Source organism: Exiguobacterium profundum (genome assembly GCF_042652865.1).
GTDB classification, from domain to species: Bacteria; Bacillota; Bacilli; order Exiguobacteriales; family Exiguobacteriaceae; genus Exiguobacterium; species Exiguobacterium profundum.
Genome location: NZ_JBHSHG010000001.1, coordinates 1147522 through 1167324, shown reverse-complemented (window position 1 = coordinate 1167324; position 19803 = coordinate 1147522). Strand labels below are relative to the sequence as shown.

16 protein-coding genes are annotated in these 19803 nt (G+C 47.8%); 14 read left to right on the top strand and 2 right to left on the bottom strand.

Features of this window, described 5'->3' with window-relative positions:
- On the bottom strand, nt 1-315 hold the full coding sequence (locus ACFO4U_RS06065) for a YtpI family protein (protein WP_074033432.1): 315 nt from the start codon (nt 313-315) through the stop codon (nt 1-3).
- 75 nt (nt 316-390) lie between these two features.
- On the opposite strand from ACFO4U_RS06065, the gene ACFO4U_RS06060 reads away from it, so the two are divergent.
- A complete protein-coding gene (locus ACFO4U_RS06060; protein ID WP_074036506.1) occupies nt 391-1359 on the top strand; it encodes a DHH family phosphoesterase in 969 nt (322 codons plus the stop codon).
- Between the two features lie 16 nt (nt 1360-1375).
- On the opposite strand, the gene ACFO4U_RS06055 is transcribed toward ACFO4U_RS06060, so the two are convergent.
- Nucleotides 1376-1567, bottom strand: coding sequence for a YtzJ family protein (locus tag ACFO4U_RS06055; RefSeq protein ID WP_074036509.1), 192 nt, complete (start codon nt 1565-1567; stop codon nt 1376-1378).
- A gap of 103 nt (nt 1568-1670) precedes the next feature.
- On the opposite strand from ACFO4U_RS06055, the gene dnaE reads away from it, so the two are divergent.
- From dnaE to polA, 13 genes are all read left to right on the top strand, one after another.
- Nucleotides 1671-4838 (top strand): DNA polymerase III subunit alpha, encoded by a 3168-nt coding sequence (gene dnaE, locus ACFO4U_RS06050; protein WP_196430905.1) that lies wholly within the window; start codon nt 1671-1673, stop codon nt 4836-4838.
- Between the two features lie 77 nt (nt 4839-4915).
- The gene (locus ACFO4U_RS06045; RefSeq protein ID WP_196430904.1) at nt 4916-5470 is read left to right on the top strand and encodes a FadR/GntR family transcriptional regulator; all 555 of its coding nucleotides are present in this window, start codon (nt 4916-4918) and stop codon (nt 5468-5470) included.
- Between the two features lie 14 nt (nt 5471-5484).
- Nucleotides 5485-6339: an acetyl-CoA carboxylase, carboxyltransferase subunit beta gene (gene accD / locus ACFO4U_RS06040; RefSeq protein ID WP_196431849.1), complete on the top strand. Its 855-nt coding sequence runs from the start codon at nt 5485-5487 to the stop codon at nt 6337-6339.
- Nucleotides 6332-7267, top strand: coding sequence for an acetyl-CoA carboxylase carboxyltransferase subunit alpha (locus ACFO4U_RS06035; RefSeq protein WP_074036513.1), 936 nt, complete (start codon nt 6332-6334; stop codon nt 7265-7267). Before accD ends, ACFO4U_RS06035 begins: the two co-directional genes overlap by 8 nt.
- Nucleotides 7268-7427: 160 nt before the next feature.
- A complete protein-coding gene (gene pfkA, locus ACFO4U_RS06030; protein WP_012726720.1) occupies nt 7428-8396 on the top strand; it encodes a 6-phosphofructokinase in 969 nt (322 codons plus the stop codon).
- A gap of 93 nt (nt 8397-8489) precedes the next feature.
- On the top strand, nt 8490-10232 hold the full coding sequence (pyk, locus tag ACFO4U_RS06025) for a pyruvate kinase (RefSeq protein WP_074036515.1): 1743 nt from the start codon (nt 8490-8492) through the stop codon (nt 10230-10232).
- Between the two features lie 67 nt (nt 10233-10299).
- Nucleotides 10300-10764, top strand: a complete 465-nt coding sequence (locus tag ACFO4U_RS06020) for a DUF441 domain-containing protein (protein ID WP_012726718.1) — start codon at nt 10300-10302, stop codon at nt 10762-10764.
- 184 nt (nt 10765-10948) lie between these two features.
- A complete protein-coding gene (gene citZ / locus ACFO4U_RS06015) occupies nt 10949-12061 on the top strand; it encodes a citrate synthase (RefSeq protein WP_159562532.1) in 1113 nt (370 codons plus the stop codon).
- Nucleotides 12062-12160: 99 nt separating this feature from the next.
- A complete protein-coding gene (icd, locus tag ACFO4U_RS06010; RefSeq protein WP_031423152.1) occupies nt 12161-13429 on the top strand; it encodes an NADP-dependent isocitrate dehydrogenase in 1269 nt (422 codons plus the stop codon).
- 21 nt (nt 13430-13450) lie between these two features.
- Nucleotides 13451-14383, top strand: coding sequence for a malate dehydrogenase (gene mdh / locus ACFO4U_RS06005; protein ID WP_214687018.1), 933 nt, complete (start codon nt 13451-13453; stop codon nt 14381-14383).
- A 183-nt stretch (nt 14384-14566) separates the two neighbouring features.
- Nucleotides 14567-15268, top strand: coding sequence for a response regulator transcription factor (locus ACFO4U_RS06000; RefSeq protein ID WP_074036521.1), 702 nt, complete (start codon nt 14567-14569; stop codon nt 15266-15268).
- A complete protein-coding gene (gene pnpS / locus ACFO4U_RS05995) occupies nt 15265-16992 on the top strand; it encodes a two-component system histidine kinase PnpS (protein WP_196430902.1) in 1728 nt (575 codons plus the stop codon). The genes ACFO4U_RS06000 and pnpS overlap by 4 nt, the downstream gene beginning before the upstream one ends.
- A 207-nt stretch (nt 16993-17199) precedes the next feature.
- Nucleotides 17200-19794: a DNA polymerase I gene (gene polA, locus ACFO4U_RS05990; RefSeq protein WP_215243812.1), complete on the top strand. Its 2595-nt coding sequence runs from the start codon at nt 17200-17202 to the stop codon at nt 19792-19794.
- Nucleotides 19795-19803 lie beyond the last annotated feature (9 nt).

Genomic DNA, 19803 nt, shown 5'->3' with positions numbered 1-19803 from the left:
TCATGATGGCGTATTCGTCGGTTCTTCTGCGGCGAGAGGGTAAATTTTGCGGTAACGGATAAATCCGACAACAGCATTCCCTAAACCGACGACTAACATGACGATGCTGACAATCCAACCGACAGATGAATTCAGACCGAATCCCCCGACCATTTGGTTCGCAGCGAACAATGCGAGGAATAAACTTAACCAGATCAACGCTTGCGTGTTGAACAACGCTTTTCGGTTTGGCGTCTTTGTCAAAAAAGCACGGCGCTTGAAGACAAGGTACGCACCGAGCGCGAACAAAATGAGTCCAATCATGACAAGTTGCAAGTGAAGGAACCCCTTTCTATCTCGTAATCTGTTATCATCATACCATAATAGTGTGTAGGAAAGTGAGGAATCATCATGACGCAATGGCAGGAAGCGGATACAATCAAATCAGAAATTGAGGCGGCTGACACCATTTTCATTCACCGCCACGTACGACCAGACCCTGATGCGTTGGGGAGCCAGCTTGGTTTACAGCGCATTCTAAAATCGGTTCATCCGGAGAAGCAAATCTATGTGGTCGGTGGCATGGTTCCAGACCTCGAGTTTTTAGGAAAGATGGAACATGTCGAAGAAGAAATGTATCAAGACGCGCTCGTCCTTATATTAGATACGGCGAATCAAGAGCGAATCGATGGACCATTTGCGCTAAAAGGGAAGACAATCATTAAAATCGATCATCATCCCGATGAAGATCCATATGCGATGACACAGATTGTCGATACCTCGGTCAGTTCGACGTCTGAGATGATTGTGGAACTCGCGGACATTTGGAGATATCCAATCGACCAAGAGGCGGCATTTTTACTCTATGCCGGCATCGTAGGCGACACAGGACGATTCCAGTTTCGAAATGCTACGGCCCGAACGTTTGAGATTGCTTCGGCGCTGATCGCGAAAGACATCGATACGAATAAATTGTACCGACACATGTATAAGACCAACTTAGCGACTCTTCAGTTACAAGGGTACGTGTTACAGCACGTCAATGTCACAGAAGAAGGCGTCGGCTATGTGAAGATTGACAAGGACGTGCTCCGGACGTTCCATGCGTCCCCGGAAGCGGCATCGCAACTCGTCAATAGCTTCTCTGGCCTCGAAGGATTGAAATGTTGGGTCATGTTCGTGGAAAACAAAGAAGAGATTCGTGTGCGCATCCGGTCGAAAGGTCCTGTCATCAATGAAGTGGCCAAGCGATACCGTGGGGGAGGTCATCCGATGGCGGCTGGTGCCACGATTGACACATGGGATGAGATGGATGACGTGATTGCGGCTTTGAATGAAGTGGCTGGGGAATTCACGTTTGAAGAAAATGAAGAGAGCTGACCGAGGTCAGCTCTCTTCATTTGTCTCCATTTTCCTTTGGGATGAACCATGTACCTCGTTCGGTCACGTCCTCGACGACGTCGAGCTGATACTCAGTAATGTACTTACGGAGCCGGTCGATGATTTCTGGGCTGTCGGCAAACACTGTTTGACCATGCTGTAATTTTTCTAACTTATCGCGTGCAATCTGTCCCCGATTGATAATCATACGCTTTTACCCCCTTTTGTCGTGAGTTTTGTCTATAATTATTGTATCAGAGAAGTGATGAATTGAGTTTGACAATTCCATTAATATAGAAAGGAGGCCAACGATGATTCATCTGAATGTCAGAACTGCTTATAGTTTACTACAAAGTACAATCCGGTTAGAACAATATGTCTTGCAGATGACCGAACGGGGAAGTCGTTCCGTGGCGATCGCAGACGATGCGTTCTATGGGGTTCCGACATTTTTGTCATATTGCCAACGATATGAGGTGAAACCGCTAATCGGACTGAGAACGGTCCTCCGATTGGATGGGTTAGACGTATCCGTGATTGTGTATTCATCTAACGAAACGGAGCTTAAGGAACAATATCGTATCATCCAGGCGGGAGGAATTGAAGGACGGACAACGATGCCGCTGATCGTATTACCTGAAAATTGGAAAGCGAGTGATCCGGTTCACCGGCGTCGCCTTTATCATCAACTCTTGTCGTTTGTTGATGAAGAGAAGCTGTGGCTCGGACTACCGGCACCTCAGACTACGGAACAGGTACAAGTGTTGAAACAACTTCGTCTCATGCGCGAAGAGCTTGCTGTCCAATTGATTCCGGCCCCTGAAACGAGATACATGAGACCGGAAGATGTGGAAGGATTCCGAGCCATTTCTGCCATTCGCGAAGGGGACGTGATGTCGAATGAAGACGTGCGACAAAAAGGATTGCACGTTCGACTACCGAGTGAAATGAATGACTGGTTCACAACGGAAGAATTATCGGAACTGGATCGATTCGAGGCATTGATTCGGCTAGATCATCTACCACGTGCGGAAGGGGCGATTCCAGAAATTCCGGATGCCGATCAAAAGCTGAAACGACTTGTCGGTGAGCGGTTGAAGGCGATGGAACTCGTGAAAGAACCTTACATCGAGCGGGCAAAGTTTGAGCTTGAAGTCATCGCCAATACCGGATTTTCTTCCTATTTCTTGATCGTGGAAGACATCGTTCGGTTTGCTCGAGAATCTGGGATTGAAGTAGGTCCGGGGCGTGGATCGGCAGCAGGTTCACTCGTCAGTTTTGCCCTCCATATCACGGAAGTCGATCCGGTTCATTACGGGTTGTTGTTCGAACGATTCTTAAATCCAGAGCGTGTGTCGATGCCAGACATAGACCTCGATTTTGAAGATGAACGTCGTGAGGAAGTGGTTTCTTACGTACTATCAAGATACGGTCATACGCATGCCGCACAGATCGGGACACTTGCCACGTTCGGTGCGAAAGCGGCAATTCGAGACGTTGCGAGAGCGCTCGGGATGACCCTTGAGGAAGGGCAGGCTGCGAGCAAGCAAGTGAAAGCCGGAGGACTTGATGAACTGATGTCGAGCCAGAAGCAGATGAAGTGGTTTGCCGGTAGCCAAAAGCGTCAGCAGTTATTACGGATTGCCAAACAGCTAGAAGGTTTGCCGCGTCAATCCTCCGTTCACGCGGCAGGAGTGGTGCTCAGTCGTCAACCGATTGAAGAAGTGACTCCGCTCCAACCCGAACTTGAAGAACACGTGACCCAATATAATATGAAGGATTTGGAAGAGGTCGGGCTTCTGAAAATTGACTTGCTCGGATTACGAAACTTGAGTCGCTTGCGAAAGATGGAGGATTTGATTCGAGAAAGTGATGCGCTGTTCTCTCTGAAAACAATTCCGTTAAACGATGCTCGGACGTATCGATTGCTTGCGAGAGGTGAGACGGACGGAATCTTCCAATTTGAATCGACCGGGATGAAGCAAGCGCTTCGACAAGTGAAACCGACTGAGTTTGAAGATATCGTTGTCACGATGTCACTCTATCGCCCGGGACCGATGCAATTCATCGAAACGTATGCGAAGCGAAAACACGGTATGCCTTACCAACCAGTCCACCCAGACGTAGAAGACGTCATGAGACCGACATACGGTGTACTCGTCTATCAAGAACAGGTGATGAAACTTCTCCGTAAACTCGGAGGCTATTCCTATGCGGAAGCGGATTTGGTCAGACGTGCTATTGCCAAAAAGGATACCGGAACGATTGCTCGGGAACGAGAACGATTTTTGCAACAAGCAAAAGCGGGAGACCAGGACGTCTTGGCGCAAATCTTTTCATGGATTGAAAAGTTTGCCGGGTACGGATTTAACCGCTCTCACGCTGTCGCCTACAGTTTGATCAGTTACCGATTGGCTTACGTCAAAGCACATTTCCCTCGTGTCTTTCATGTGGTGACATCAGAAAAAACAACGGAACTTGTCAGACTGTTACGGAAAGATCAAATTCCGGTGTACCCACCGGACGTCTTACATGGTCACGCTGACGCGACACTTGAGGGACCGGGCGTCCGGCTCGGGTTGAAGGCGGTCCAGGGGTTGACCAAACGGGATGTGGACCGACTGATTGAACTGAACGGGCAGTTGAAAGATGTCAGAACGCTTCAAGAAGCCATGGAGTGGAAAAATAAAGACCAACTGAAATTACGTCGATTACTTGGTGCGGGCGCGCTCGACCGGATGTATCACGGTGACCGGACACATGCCTTTGAAGCAGTCGAACGTTTGCGAGAAGAAGCGGGAACACATTTTTTACCGGATGAGCTGTCTTCACTCGGACTAAAACAGAAAAAAGTGAAAGAACCGAATTGGTCTGAAGAAGAGAGGGAGGCGCTCGGGACATGGGTGGTCCACTCTCCATTGACGGCACTTCCGGATATCGGGATCGAACCGTCTACAATTGAAGAAGTCATGAATGGAACAAACGGTTATCTCGTCGTATATGTAGATGACGTACGTACGTTCATGACAAAAAAACAAGAACGGATGGGTGTTCTCATGGTGGACGATGGCATGACGCAAGACGAGGTCGTCGTGTTTCCTCGAACATTCGCGCAGTTTGGACGGTCCCTCTATGCCGGTAACATCTTGTTACTCGAGGTCCATTCGAATGAACGGGATGGTCGCAAGCAATTGATTGTCGAACGGGTTCGACCGTTACACGGGCAAGCCTTATTCATCCGGCTCACACTCGACCGCTTCCCTGAATTGGAAGATTGGATTCAACGAGCACAAGGGGATGTCCCGGTTGTATGCCGATTCACGGATTCGAAGGAAGTGAAACAACTGGCTTCAGCTTTTTCAATCAATCCGAATGAAGAGTATGTGGCGGAAGCGAAAAGACGGTTCGGGGAAGAAAATGTCGTACTGAAACGAATCGATACAAAAATGGTTGGTCCAGAAACTAGTACCAAGTCCTAAAAAGTGATATAATCGCACTAATTGGTCTGACCACTTAAGTTTGATAGGTGATCCAAAAAAGGGAGTTGAACGGTCAGATGCATGAAAAACACGCATCCTCATTTCACGGAAACATTTCAAAGATTAGAAAATTAATTGTCCAATCGTCTTTAGTTCCAGGTGATCGGCTTCCATCCGAACGAGAGCTCGCCGAAACGCTGTCCATTAGCCGCGCTTCGGTTCGCGAAGCGTTACGAGCGTTGAGCTTTTTAGGCATCGTGGAGACGAGACATGGTGGTGGTACCTTTTTGTGTGAGCAAGACCGACATCGGTACATTGAGATATTGTCGGAGTTCATTGTGACCAAACAGACGAAAGCGACCGATATTATTGAGATGCTTCGACTATTGGAGCGCATGGCGTTTTCAGAAATTGAACCGACTAAGGAACGACTGGCTCTGTTAGAAACGGTGATCGAAGATGATCGAACGTTTCGCCAGCAACTCATCTTTCAGTTGAAGAATGAACTGTTCATTCGAATTTGGAGTGAGGTCAATCGCTTTTTTGACGGATTAGACGTTGGGGATTTATATACGCTCGAGGAACGGAAACGATTTGTCGAGACGTGGCGTGGAATGGGGATGCCGGAATGAACGAGGGGGAAGCGATGACTGCTTTTTTCAAGAAACCGAAACGATATATGCCATTGCGTCAACGAGAACCAAAGATTGACGCACCACAGGGATTGATGACGAAATGTCCATCTTGTAAATATATGCATTATACAAAACAGTTGAATGAGAACCACAAAGTATGTGATTGCGGCTATCATTTTCCGCTTCAGGCGCAAGAACGGATTGATATGCTTGTCGACGAAGGGTCTTTCGAACGCTTTGTGGGACCGTCTGTCAAGGCGAATCCACTCGACTTCCCTGACTATGAGGAAAAGTTGACGAAAGATCGTGAGCGGACCGGGATTGAAGAGGCCGTCGTATGTGGAAAGGCGACAATCGACGGACTACCACTCGTTGTCTGTGTGATGGATGCGAGATTCCGTATGGGGTCGATGGGTGCATACGTTGGAGAAGCGATTGCTTCGGCTGTCCGAAACGCCACATCACTCGGGCTTCCAGTCGTCTTGTTCACAGCATCAGGTGGGGCTCGGATGCAAGAAGGAATGGTCAGTTTGATGCAGATGGCCAATACGTCCATCGCTCTAAAAGAACATGACGAAGCAGGACTGCTGTACATCGCGTATTTGACTCATCCGACGACAGGTGGTGTGTCAGCGAGTTTTGCGATGCTCGGCGACTTGAACGTCGCAGAGCCGGGAGCGCTCATCGGGTTTGCAGGACGACGAATCATCGAACAGACGATTCGGGAAAAACTTCCAGAGAACTTTCAAACTGCTGAGTTTTTACTTGAGTCAGGGCAGCTGGATGCGGTCATTCATCGTGAACAGATGCGTTCGTTCTTGAAGAGGATGATTGAATTACACGATGGGGGTGTCCGTCATGTTTGACCCAATCAAAGAAGTCACTGAACAACTGAATAAATTACGGGAGACCGCTGAGACGAAAGGGATTGATTTATCCCGAGAGATTCGTCATCTCGAGTTAAAGCTCGACCGATTAGAAAAAGATATTTATGGGAATATGAAACCGTGGGATCGCGTCCAGTTGGCGCGAAACCCGAAGCGACCGACAACGCTCGATTATATCCAGCATTTATTCCCTGACTTCATGGAACTCCATGGGGACCGACATGGGTATGACGATGCGGCAATCGTATCTGGACTTGCGACGTTTGAAGGAGTGCCGGTGACGATTATCGGACATCAGCGTGGGCGAAACACGAAAGAGAACATGAAACGAAACTTTGGTATGCCGCACCCGGAGGGCTATCGAAAAGCATTGCGTTTCATGAAACAAGCCGAGAAGTTCAACCGTCCTATTTTGACATTCATTGACACGAAAGGGGCTTATCCGGGGAAAGCCGCAGAAGAGAGAGGTCAAAGTGAAGCGATTGCCCGTAACTTGTTTGAGATGGCGACGCTGAAAGTGCCGATCGTCTCCGTTGTCATTGGAGAAGGTGGTTCAGGTGGTGCGCTTGGGATTGGTGTATGCGACCGTCTATTGATGCTTGAGAATAGTACGTACTCAGTCATCTCGCCAGAAGGTGCAGCGGCACTATTGTGGAAAGACGCGAAACAAGCAGAGCGTGCGGCAGAGACGATGAAGATTACAGCACAAGATTTATTCAACCTAGGGATTGTCGATGAAGTGGTAGGAGAAGTGTACGGGGGGGCACACGTTGATGTGTCACTACAGTCGTCACTCTTGAAACCTGTCTTATTACAGCACATGAACGAGTTGCTTGCGCAATCGACTTCTGAGCTGATTCAAGGACGTGCGACCAAATATCATCAAATTGGCACAATTAATGAGTGAAAACGGTAACAATGGCTTTGAATAAAGCTTTATTCATTCATCAAGTGACTGCTTTGTGAGATACCCTATGCATTTTTTTCACATACTTGTGTTGTAAAACAAAGGTCAGACGTGGTATTTTATTTTCAGATTTCGTTAAAACACATAAGAGGTGAGCGACGTGAATTTAAAACGTATTGCGGTATTAACAAGCGGAGGAGACGCTCCTGGAATGAACGCTGCTGTCCGTGCCGTGACCCGAAAAGCAATTTTTGAAGGTCTTGAAGTGTACGGCGTGTATAACGGCTATCAAGGATTAATCGAAGGTGATTTAGTCGAATTAAATCTTGGATCAGTCGGCGACATCATTCAACGTGGAGGTACGTTCCTTCGCTCTGCGCGCTGTCCTGAATTCAGAACAGAAGAAGGTCGCGCAAAAGCAGTAGAACAGTTGAAGAAATTCAATATCGATGCCCTCGTGGTCATCGGTGGAGACGGCTCTTATCGCGGAGCTCAAAAATTGACTGAACTCGGATTCCCAACAATCGGCCTTCCGGGTACAATCGATAACGATATCCCAGGAACAGATGCGACAATCGGTTTCGACACAGCACTCAATACAGCGCTTGATGCGATCGATAAGATTCGTGATACGGCGTCATCACATGAACGTACGTATGTCATCGAGGTCATGGGTCGCGACGCTGGTGATATCGCGCTTTATTCTGGTCTCGCTGGTGGTGCTGAGTCGATTCTCGTCCCAGAACGTCCAGAGGATTTGAATGCAATCGTGGAACGAATCAATCACGGGATTGCACGCGGTAAGAAGCACTCGATCGTCATTGTTGCTGAAGGTGCGGGAAGTGCGGAAGAAATCGGCAAATTGATTGCTGAGAAGACGAACTCAGAAACACGCGTCACGATTCTCGGTCACATCCAACGTGGTGGTTCCCCAACTGCCGCTGACCGTGTCCTTGCAAGTCGTATGGGTGCATACGCTGTGGAGATCTTGCTTGAAGGGAAAGCGGGCCGCGTTGTCGGAATCCGTAACAACCAGATGATGGATCTTGATATCGATGAGGCGCTCGACAATAACAAGCACACGATTGATATGCAATTGATTGACCTCGTTAACCAATTGTCGATTTAAACGATTTTGTATGTTGCAGAGACGGGATACGGTCCAAGGCCCCCCGTTTTCTGTTTGTAAGTTGCACTATATCCCCTAGGAGGTTTTTATATTATGCGTAGAACGAAAATTGTATGTACCATTGGACCGGCTTCTGAGAAGCGTCTTCCTGAGATGATCGAAGCTGGGATGAACGTTGCCCGTCTCAACTTCTCACACGGTGACTATGAAGAGCACGGCGCTCGTATCCGTGACATCCGTGAAGCGGCGAAAGCAGCGGGTAAAGTTGTCACTGTTCTTCTCGACACAAAAGGTCCAGAGATCCGCACGCATACATTCGAAGACGGTAAGGCACTTCTTGAAAAAGGAAAAGAAGTCACAATCGTCTCAACGGAAGAAATCGTCGGAACGAAAGATCGTTTCTCTGTGACGTACGAAGGACTCTACGATGATGTGGAAGTCGGTTCACACATCATGCTCGACGACGGTCTCATCGGACTCCGTGTCGTTGAAAAGCTTGATAACCGTGATCTCCGTTGCGTCATTGAAAACGAAGGAATCATCAAGACGAAGAAAGGTGTTAACTTGCCAAACGTCAAGGTAAACCTTCCTGCCCTCACGGACAAAGACATCGCGGACATCGAGTTCGGGATCTCACAAGACATTGACGTGATTGCAGCATCATTCGTACGTCGTGCATCTGACGTAGTTGAAATTCGCCAACTTCTCGAGAAACATAACGCATCACACATCAAGATTTACCCGAAAATCGAGAACCAAGAAGGTGTCGATAACATCGAAGAAATCTTGGCAATCTCTGACGGTTTGATGGTAGCCCGTGGGGACCTCGGAATTGAAATCCCGACAGAAGAAGTGACACCAGTTCAAAAAGAACTCATCAAGAAGTGTAACGATCTCGGGAAGCCGGTCATCACAGCAACGCAAATGCTTGATTCAATGCAACGTAACCCGCGTCCGACACGTGCGGAAGCATCAGACGTAGCAAACGCAATCTTGGATGGAACAGACGCAGTCATGCTTTCTGGTGAAACAGCTGCAGGGGACTACCCAATCGAATCTGTTCAAATGCAAGCTGCAATCGCAGAGCGTACAGAACGCATGCTCGACTACAAAAACTTGTTGAAAGATCGTCAGAAGCGCAGTGAGCATACAGTGACGGATGCGATCTCTCAAGCGGTTGCGCACACGGCAATCAACTTGAACGCCAAAGCAATCTTGACACCGACACAATCAGGTTATACGGCTGCTCGTACAGCGAAGTATCGTCCTGAAGCGAACATCATCGCGGTGACAGAATCGGAGCGCGTTGCGCGTCAATTGAACCTCGTATGGGGCGTATATCCAATCGTTGCTGAAACAATGCCGAACAACACGGATGAAATGTTGGTTCAAGCATCGGAAGCGGCACGTCACGCTGGATTCGTCACTGACGGTGACCTCGTTGTCATCTCAGCTGGTATTCCTGCGGCGACAGCTGGTACGACAAACATGATGAAAGTCCACATCGTTGGTCACGCTCTCGCAGACGGGCGTGGAATCGGTGAGCGCGGTGTTGTTGGAGAAGTCGTTGTCGCGAAAAATGCGGATGAAGCAAATGCAAAAGCGAAAGACGGCATGATCCTTGTCGCACCATTCACAGATAAAGAAATGATGCCTGCGATCGAAAAAGCGGCTGGAATCATCACAGAAGACGGCGGATTGACGAGCCATGCTGGGATCGTTGGACCATCACTTCGCAAGCCAGTCATCGTAGGTGTTGATGCAGCGACAGCATCGCTTCGTGACGGTCAGATGATTTCAATCGACCCACTCACAGGTAAAATCTACAACGCATAATTGAACGACAATCGAACCGGCCTTCTACAAAGGTCGGTTCTTTTTCCGTTCGAAGAAAGGAATACGTATGAGTGCATATCTATTTTTATTGATGCTTGTCTTAATCGGTGTCATTTCAAATAACCAATCTGTCATTATCGCAAGTAGCGTCTTGTTGATCATCAAAGCAATCGGATTCGGAGACCAGTTATTTCCGACACTTGCATCGAAAGGAATCAGCTGGGGTGTGACAATCATTACGATCGCAGTTCTCGTCCCAATCGCGACCGGCGATATCGGGTTTAAAGAATTGTGGAATAGTATTAAAGGGCCGGTCGGGATTGTCGCATTTGCCTCAGGGATGTTCGTTGCCATTGCTGCGGGGCAAGGTGTACAACTAATGCGTGTCGACCCGGTCGTCACCACGGCACTCCTTGCAGGTACGATTCTAGCGGTTGGATTCATGAAAGGGATTCCCGTTGGACCGCTTGTCGGAGCTGGTATCGCGGCATTGATTTTAGGTGGATATCAAGTTATTGAAAAATGGTTTTGATATTTTCTGACAACTGAAGCCGCTTACATTTCTTTTTTGCAATAAATTGTTTATACTATATAAAGGACAGGGTAAACGGAGACTGGGTGAATGCAGGGGAACAACCCGTCCCGTATCCTTATTCCCTATAAACAGACTGTTTTTACGGTCGACCACTTTATACAAGACTGAGGGGGAGTTATGAATGTCAACGACAAAAGGGTTAGAAGGTATTGTGGCAGCAGCCTCAAAAGTCAGCTCAATTATTGACGGACAATTGACTTACGGAGGATACACCATTGATGATTTAGCGGACAACGCCACATTCGAAGAAGTAGTGTTCTTATTGTGGAACGACCGCTTACCAAATGCAGAGGAATTGACAGCGCTCTCAGATGCGCTTGTAAAAGAAGCGACATTGCCTGAAGAGGTGATTGATACGTTAAGACGTGCACCGAAATCAGCCAATGCAATGGCGACGATTCGTACGGCACTTTCACAACTCGCTCTATATGATGAGGAATCTGAAGACATGAGTGACGAGGCCAACATGCGTAAAGCGATTCGTCTACAAGCACAAGTCGCTACAATCGTGACGGCATTCGCCCGTCTTCGTAAAGGGGAGCAGCCGGTCGCACCGAAACCAGGTCTTTCTTACGCTGCGAACTTCTTATACATGCTAAACGGTGAAGAGCCGAGCGATGTAGCAGAAAAGACGATTGATAAAGCGCTCATCTTACACGCAGACCACGAGTTGAATGCTTCGACATTCACTGCTCGCGTTTGTGTAGCGACGCTCTCGGATATGTACTCAGGTGTCACGGCGGCCATGGGGGCACTCAAAGGGCCACTTCACGGTGGTGCGAACGAAGCGGTAATGAAAATGTTGCACGAGATCGACTCGGTCGACCGTGTTGAAGAATATGTTCGTGGCAAATTCGAGCGCAAAGAGAAGATTATGGGCTTCGGTCACCGCGTTTACAAGGATGGCGACCCACGTGCGAAACATTTGAAAGAAATGAGCCGTCAGTTGACTGCTCAAATCGGCGAACCGAAATGGTATGAGATGTCTGAGAAAATCGACCATCTTGTCGAAACGGAAAAAGGTTTGAAACCAAATGTCGATTTCTATTCAGCTTCAACTTATTATGCGCTCGGTCTCGAAGAAGATCTATTCACACCAATCTTCGCCGTATCTCGTATGTCTGGCTGGATTGCGCACATTCTCGAGCAATATGCGGATAATCGCTTGATTCGTCCACGTGCGGAATATGTCGGTGAAACGAGCCGTAAGTATGTTCCGGTAAACGAACGTTAATTCGAGACACATTTTAGACAAAAGTTTGGTAAACTAACAAGTGACGTAGGTCGGCGCACGCGTCGACCTACAGTAATGTACTTAGGGGGATTCATTATGTTGACACAAGGACAAAAGATTACAGTTGAAAACGGTGTATTGAACGTACCAAATGTACCGACCGTACCATTCATTATCGGTGACGGAACAGGTCCTGACATTTGGAATGCGGCTGTTCGCGTATTTGACGCTGCGGTTGAAAAAGCATATGGCGGCGACAAGAAAATCGAATGGATGGAAGTATATGCTGGGGAAAAAGCATATAACGAAAAAGGCGAATGGCTCCCAACAGAGACACTTGATCAAATTCGTGAGTACTTGATTGCCATCAAAGGACCACTTACGACTCCGGTCGGTGGAGGAATTCGTTCATTGAACGTCGCACTTCGTCAAGAACTCGATTTATATACATGCCTTCGCCCAGTTCGTTACTTCACAGGTGTTCCATCACCAGTAAAACGTCCTGAAGATACAGACATGGTCATCTTCCGTGAAAATACTGAAGATATCTATGCTGGAATCGAGTACGCTTCAGGAAGCGATGAAGTGAAAAAACTCATCAAATTCTTGCAAGACGAGATGAATGTCAACAAGATCCGTTTCCCAGAAACATCAGGAATCGGAATCAAGCCAGTTTCTTCTGAAGGAACAGAACGTTTGGTTCGTGCAGCAATTGAATATGCGATTGCGAACAACCGTAAATCTTTAACGCTCGTCCACAAAGGGAACATCATGAAGTTCACAGAAGGTGCCTTCAAAAACTGGGGTTATGCACTCGCTGAAGCGGAGTACGGTGACAAAGTGTTCACATGGGCACAGTATGACCGTATCAAAGAAGAATCTGGTGAAGCAGCTGCTAACGAAGCTCAGTCGAAAGCGGAAGCTGAAGGGAAAATTATCGTCAAAGATTCAATCGCTGATATCTTCCTCCAGCAGATTTTGACACGTCCACGTGAGTTCGACGTTGTTGCGACGATGAACTTGAACGGTGACTACATCTCAGATGCCCTTGCTGCTCAAGTAGGTGGAATCGGGATTGCACCTGGTGCGAACATTAACTACATCACAGGACATGCGATTTTCGAAGCGACACATGGTACAGCTCCGAAATACGCGGGTCTTGATAAAGTAAACCCATCTTCAGTCATCCTTTCAGGTGAGATGATGCTCCGCCACATGAACTGGAACGAAGCGGCTGACCTCATCATCAACTCAATGGAGAAAACGATCGCTTCGAAAGTTGTCACATACGACTTCGCACGTCTCATGGACGGAGCGACAGAAGTGAAATGTTCAGAGTTCGCGGATGAATTGATTAAAAACATGTAAGACGACCGAGGAGGAGAGCTCATGATTCGTCGTAACAAAATTTCTGTTATTGGAAGTGGCTTCACCGGTGCAACGACTGCACTGTACTTGGCTCAACGTGAGCTAGGGGATGTCGTACTGCTCGATATGGAAGAAAAAGTAGGACCGACGAAAGGGAAAGCGCTCGACATGCAAGAAACGGCACCGATTCAAGGGTTTGATTCGTGGGTCACAGGTACGTCTGATTACGCGGACACGGCCGATTCCGATGTGGTTGTCATTACCGCGGGAATCGCGCGCAAGCCGGGGATGAGCCGGGACGACCTCGTCGCAACGAACGCAAACGTCATGCGCTCGGTTGTGAAAGAGATTGCCCGTTACTCTCCAGACGCCATCCTGATCGTATTGACGAACCCAGTAGACGCCATGACGTACGCGGCGTTCAAAGAATCAGGGTTCCCGAAAGAACGCGTCATCGGTCAATCCGGTGTATTGGATACGGCTCGCTTCCGAACGTTTGTGGCACAAGAGCTGAATGTTTCTGTCAAAGACGTATCCGGATTCGTCCTTGGAGGTCATGGAGACGAAATGGTGCCTCTCGTACGCTATTCTTACGCTGGAGGCATCCCGCTCGAAAAACTCATCCCACATGAGCGAATCGAGCAAATCGTTGAACGGACACGAAAAGGTGGCGGCGAGATTGTCCAACTACTGGGCGATGGCTCGGCGTATTATGCGCCAGCCGCTGCCATCGTGGAGATGGTCGAGGCGATTGTAAAAGATCAGCGTCGAATCTTACCGGCCATCGCATACCTTGAGGGAGAGTACGGATTCCATGATTTGTATCTTGGCGTCCCGACGATTCTTGGTAAACATGGAATTGAGCAAGTGTTAGAGCTCGACTTGACGGATGAAGAAAAAGCAGCGCTATCGAAGTCTGCGGATTCTGTCCGCTCGGTATTAAGCGTCTTATAAGTTTGAGGTGCTTCCTGTCATGTTGCAGGAGGCACCTTTTTTGCGCCTTCTCTCTTATCGAACATGCTACACTGAAAGTGGATTTGTTTTGTTTTTGTAAAGATTTGCTTTGAGGTTGGTCGTTTCAAGCATTGATTTGTAAAATAGAAAGTGACATTTGATGGTTTAAGAGGAGGAAGCAGTGTGGCTGATAAAGTAATTGTTGTCGACGATGAAGTATCGATTGCGACATTATTGAAATTTAATTTAGAACAGGCTGGCTTTGAAGTAGAGACGGCGCACGACGGCAAAACCGGATTGGAATTGGCTGAGAAAAAGGACGCCGTGCTCATCGTGCTCGACTTGATGCTGCCGGAGATGGATGGACTTGAAGTGTGCAAACGACTCCGTCAGCAAAAAGTCAATACACCGATTTTAATGCTCACGGCAAAAGATGATGAGTTTGACAAAGTATTGGGGCTCGAGCTCGGAGCGGACGATTATTTGACGAAGCCGTTCAGCCCACGTGAAGTAGTCGCGCGCGTCAAAGCGATTCTTAGACGTTCTGCCCCGCAAGAATCGGCGGTTGAAGAGGACGTCATTCAAATCGGAGATGTTAAAATCGTCACTTCAAACTACGAAGTGTTCAAGCAAGGGGAGCGCCTCGAGTTGACGCCGAAAGAATTTGAATTGTTAGCCTATTTGGCGAAAAATAAAGGACGCGTGTTGACGCGAGATCAATTATTATCGGCCATTTGGAATTATGACTTTGTGGGTGATACCCGGATTGTTGATGTCCATATCAGTCACCTTCGTGAAAAAATTGAACCGGTAACGAAGAAACCGACCTATATTAAAACGATTCGCGGTCTTGGCTATAAGATGGAGGAGCCGACTTCGGAATGAAGACGTATCGCTCTAGATTTATGACGACTCTCATTTTTCTTGTCACCGGTGTCTTGCTGACGCTCGGGATTGTCCTTGGGCAGCTCTTCAAAGACTTTTATCTGGATTCAGAACGAGATCGTCTAAAAGAAGATGCTCAATTGGCAGCCCTCTACCTCGAGGGAGGCGCATTGGACGAGATTCGTGAGTATGTCGGTCAAATCGATGACGGAAGCAGCTTTGATATTCTCCTTCTCAATAGTAGGATGGAGGTAATCGCTGGCACGCCGTTTCGCGTCGGGTCCATCGATTACAAAATTGATCCGAATATGGTCCCTGAGGAAGGGACGTTCGGTGAAGCGGATGAGGACGAGTTGATTCAATACACAAAACCGATCGAACTTGCGACGGGTGGGACAGTCTATTTAACATTCATCCGTTATGTATCGGATTTAGAAGGGGTGTACAATCGCATCTGGTTGACGATTGCCCTCGCGCTCTTCTTCTCCTTCTTCATAATTTTATTCGTGCTCCAACATTTGACGAATCAATTTATTCGACCAATCGATGAGGCGACGATCGTTTTGCGGGAACTGGCGGACGGGAATTATCGGGCCCGTGTGTATGAACTCAGAAATGATGAAGAGACCGGTAGCCTAGCAGGGTCAATCAACGTGCTTGCCCGGAATTTGGAGTCGATTTCTCTCGGGGAGTCCGTACAACGGGCGAGACTCGAATCGTTAATCGAGTATATGGGGGCGGGTCTTCTGCTCGTCGACGAGCGAGGGATTGTCACGTTGGTCAACCGCTCTTATCGTGAAATGTTCCAATACGATGATTTAACGATTGGACAATTTTATCACGGGATTCTACCGAGTCCTGAAGTAGAAACACTGATCGAAGACGTTTATTTGACGGAAGAGGTCCACCGCCGTCAGTTATCGATTCGAACGGGATTCAATCAAAAAACGTATATGGTATCCGCAGCACCGATTTTCAGTGACACCGGGATGCTTCGCGGCACGACGTTACTGTTTAACGATATCACGGAACTGAAACGACTTGAGAAGATGCGGAAAGATTTCGTGGCGAACGTTAGTCATGAACTGAAGACACCGCTCACATCCATACGTGGGTTTAGTGAGACGCTTCTTGATGGGGCGAAAGAAGTCCCGGAACTTCGAGACCAGTTTTTAGATATCATCCAGAAAGAAGCGACACGGATGCAGATGCTTGTTGAGGATCTCCTTGAATTGTCGAGATTGGAGCGGGATGACTTCCAAATGGAGTTGGTGTCAGTCGATCTGAATCAGCTCGTCGATGAGGTCTGTCTCCTGCTCAGTCAAAAGGCGAGCAAGAAGTCGATTCAGCTAGAAACGAAACACGAGGGGACGGTCGTCTTGCAAGCGGACCTGAACCGAATGAAGCAAGTCATCATGAACTTGGTCGCCAACGCCATCAACTATTCACCAGAAGGAAGTCGTGTCGACATCGCCGTGGAAGCAATGGCAGATTCCTATAAACTTCGCGTCAAGGACAACGGAATCGGGATCGCCGAAAAAGAAGTGAGTCGTATTTTTGAGCGCTTCTATCGTGTCGATAAGGCAAGAAGTCGGAACTCGGGTGGAACTGGCCTCGGACTCGCCATCGTGAAACACATCATCGATTTGCATCATGCCACGATCGACGTAGAGAGTGAGGAAGGCAAAGGAACGACGTTTACCATTACATTCCCTCGGGTTTAACAATGACTTTATCGTTCGTTCATATTTACTTTACAAAACCTTGCTATCCTATGAATGAGACCTCTTCATCATCTCGTGACTCGATCGGTGCTCATCTCCACACGATCGAGAATTTGGCCCTTTTCTATTCGTAGAAAAGGGTCTTTTTTTTCGAACGCATGTACCCGTATGGTATGATGGTTGAAGAGAAGAATGGAGGTCGATTGAATGAATAAACTACTAGTCCTTGATGGGAACTCCTTAACATATCGTGCGTTTTTTGCACTGCCTCCGATGTCGGATGCGTCAGGTCGGAATACGAATGCAGTGTATGGGTTTACGATGATGTTATTGAAACTAATGGAAGATGAGCAACCGACTCATTTTGCTGTGGCGTTCGATGCGTCAAAGAAAACGTTCCGTCACGATACGTTCGCGGAATACAAAGGTGGACGTCAAAAGACACCGGGAGAATTGCGTGAACAATTTCCGCTCGTGCGTGACGTTTGTCGGGCGTTTGGCATCTCTGTCTTAGAGCTTGACCAATACGAGGCGGATGATATCATCGGGACGCTCTCAAAAGACCCGACTTTTGATCAGGTGACGGTTGTGACGGGGGATAAGGATTTACTTCAATTGATCAATGAACGTGTGACGGTCTATTTGACGAAACGAGGCATCACCGACGTTGAGAAAATGACCGTGACCGCGTTCAAGGAACGCTACGACGGACTACAACCGATTCAGATGATTGACCTAAAAGGATTAATGGGAGATAAATCTGACAACATTCCTGGTATTCCAGGGGTCGGGGAAAAGACGGCACTGAAGTTGATTGCCACATACGGTACCGTCGAGGCCCTTTACGAACATACGGATGAGTTGAAAGGGAAGCAAAAGGAAAAAGTAGAGGCGAATGAACAAGAAGCGAAAATGTCGAAACAGTTGGCGACCATTTACACGGATGTACCGATTGATGTGACGATGGATGATCTTCTCTTTAAGCCATATGACGCTTCGGTCGTCAAAACGTTATTTATGGATTTACAGTTCAAGTCACTCATCGGCAAATTGACGGATACCTCTTCAGAAGAACCGGTTGAAAAAGCGGAACGACCAACAATCGCGTTGGCCGATCAAGATTTATCTCGAGCTGTGTTAATGCTTGAACAGCTGAATGATGATTATTTTGAAGAAGACGTGATTGGATTGGCGATCGCGTCGGAACGAGGTGTCACGATTGGAGATGTGACGCTTCTTGAGGACGAACGGGTCAAGGAATGGATCGAAAACGAGACGAAGACGACGATTTGTCTCGATGCGAAGCAGACAATTATTCAATTGAAACGTCACCAATTGGCACTGCGTGGGTATGAAGACCTGCTTGTCGCAGGGTATTTGCTCAACCTATCTGGTGGGACGTCTCTCAGCTCGATTGCCGCACACTTTACGTATCCTCTTGAGGAAGATGAAACGGTCTACGGAAAAGGTGCAAAAATCAAGGTGCCGGAAGAGAATGTTTTTCATGCTCATCTCGCAGAAAAGGCGTACGCCATCTATACATTGTTTGAACGCATTGTTTCGGAGTTGAAAGAGAATGAACAGACAGAACTCTATGAGGCGCTTGAAAAACCACTCGTCTCCGTATTGGCCGAGATGGAGTGGGCTGGTATCCACGTAAATGTCGAAACGCTTCAACATATGGAAACGGACCTGCGTGAACGTCTAAATGCACTTGAGGTCACGATTCATGAATTAGCCGGGGAACCGTTCAACATCAACTCACCGAAACAGTTAGGGGTCGTATTATTTGAAAAACTGTCACTCCCTCCTGTGAAAAAGACGAAAACAGGATACTCAACGGCAGCGGATGTCCTCGAAAAATTGGCACCGCTTCATCCGATCATTGAGAAAATCATGCATTATCGTGAACTTGGCAAACTTCAGTCCACGTATGTCGAGGGCTTGCAGAAAGTCGTGAAGGATGATGGCAAGATTCATACGCGTTATACACAGACGCTTACTCAAACGGGACGGCTTTCGTCGGTTAACCCGAACCTTCAAAATATTCCGATTCGATTAGAAGAAGGGCGTCGCATCCGTAAAGCGTTTACCGCGAGTGAACCGGGATGGGTACTTTATGCGGTCGATTACTCTCAAATCGAACTGCGCATCATGGCACATATGTCACAAGATGAGAAGATGATGGCAGCCTTCCTTCACGATGAGGATATTCATACGTCGACGGCGGCGAACGTGTTTAAAGTTTCCACTGAAGAAGTTACGTCACTCATGCGTCGTCAAGCAAAAGCCGTCAACTTCGGAATCATCTATGGCATCAGTGATTATGGACTCTCACAAAACCTAGGGATTACACGGAAAGAAGCGCAGACCTTTATCGATACGTACTTTGAACAGTTCCCTGGCGTGAAGACGTTCATGGATGCCGCGATTGAACGGGCACGTGAACACGGGTTCGTCGAGACGATGTTGAAACGACGCCGGAACATCCCGGACATCCATTCTCGTAATTTCAACTTGCGTGGGTTTGCTGAACGTACCGCAATCAACACACCGATTCAAGGAACGGCAGCGGACATTATTAAAAAAGCGATGATTGATGTCGATCATGCGTTAAACACGTCAAAACTTCAATCTAAGCTGTTGTTACAAGTACACGATGAATTGATATTCGAAGGTCCGGCCGAAGAGATGGAAGCATTAGAAAAACTTGTGACCGAAGCGATGGAACATACGGTCACACTTGATGTCCCGTTACGTGCGGACGGAGCGGTTGGAACGACATGGTTTGACACGAAATAAACGGATAGA

Excerpts from the sequence above, each read along its gene's own strand:
- ACFO4U_RS06060 (WP_074036506.1), top strand. The coding sequence starts at position 391 with ATGACGCAATGGCAGGAAGCGGATACAATCAAATCAGAAATTGAGGCG.
- ACFO4U_RS06055 (WP_074036509.1), bottom strand. The coding sequence starts at position 1,567 with ATGATTATCAATCGGGGACAGATTGCACGCGATAAGTTAGAAAAATTA.
- dnaE (WP_196430905.1), top strand. The coding sequence starts at position 1,671 with ATGATTCATCTGAATGTCAGAACTGCTTATAGTTTACTACAAAGTACA.
- ACFO4U_RS06045 (WP_196430904.1), top strand. The coding sequence starts at position 4,916 with ATGCATGAAAAACACGCATCCTCATTTCACGGAAACATTTCAAAGATT.
- accD (WP_196431849.1), top strand. The coding sequence starts at position 5,485 with ATGACTGCTTTTTTCAAGAAACCGAAACGATATATGCCATTGCGTCAA.
- ACFO4U_RS06035 (WP_074036513.1), top strand. The coding sequence starts at position 6,332 with ATGTTTGACCCAATCAAAGAAGTCACTGAACAACTGAATAAATTACGG.
- pyk (WP_074036515.1), top strand. The coding sequence starts at position 8,490 with ATGCGTAGAACGAAAATTGTATGTACCATTGGACCGGCTTCTGAGAAG.
- ACFO4U_RS06020 (WP_012726718.1), top strand. The coding sequence starts at position 10,300 with ATGAGTGCATATCTATTTTTATTGATGCTTGTCTTAATCGGTGTCATT.
- citZ (WP_159562532.1), top strand. The coding sequence starts at position 10,949 with ATGTCAACGACAAAAGGGTTAGAAGGTATTGTGGCAGCAGCCTCAAAA.
- mdh (WP_214687018.1), top strand. The coding sequence starts at position 13,451 with ATGATTCGTCGTAACAAAATTTCTGTTATTGGAAGTGGCTTCACCGGT.
- pnpS (WP_196430902.1), top strand. The coding sequence starts at position 15,265 with ATGAAGACGTATCGCTCTAGATTTATGACGACTCTCATTTTTCTTGTC.
- polA (WP_215243812.1), top strand. The coding sequence starts at position 17,200 with ATGAATAAACTACTAGTCCTTGATGGGAACTCCTTAACATATCGTGCG.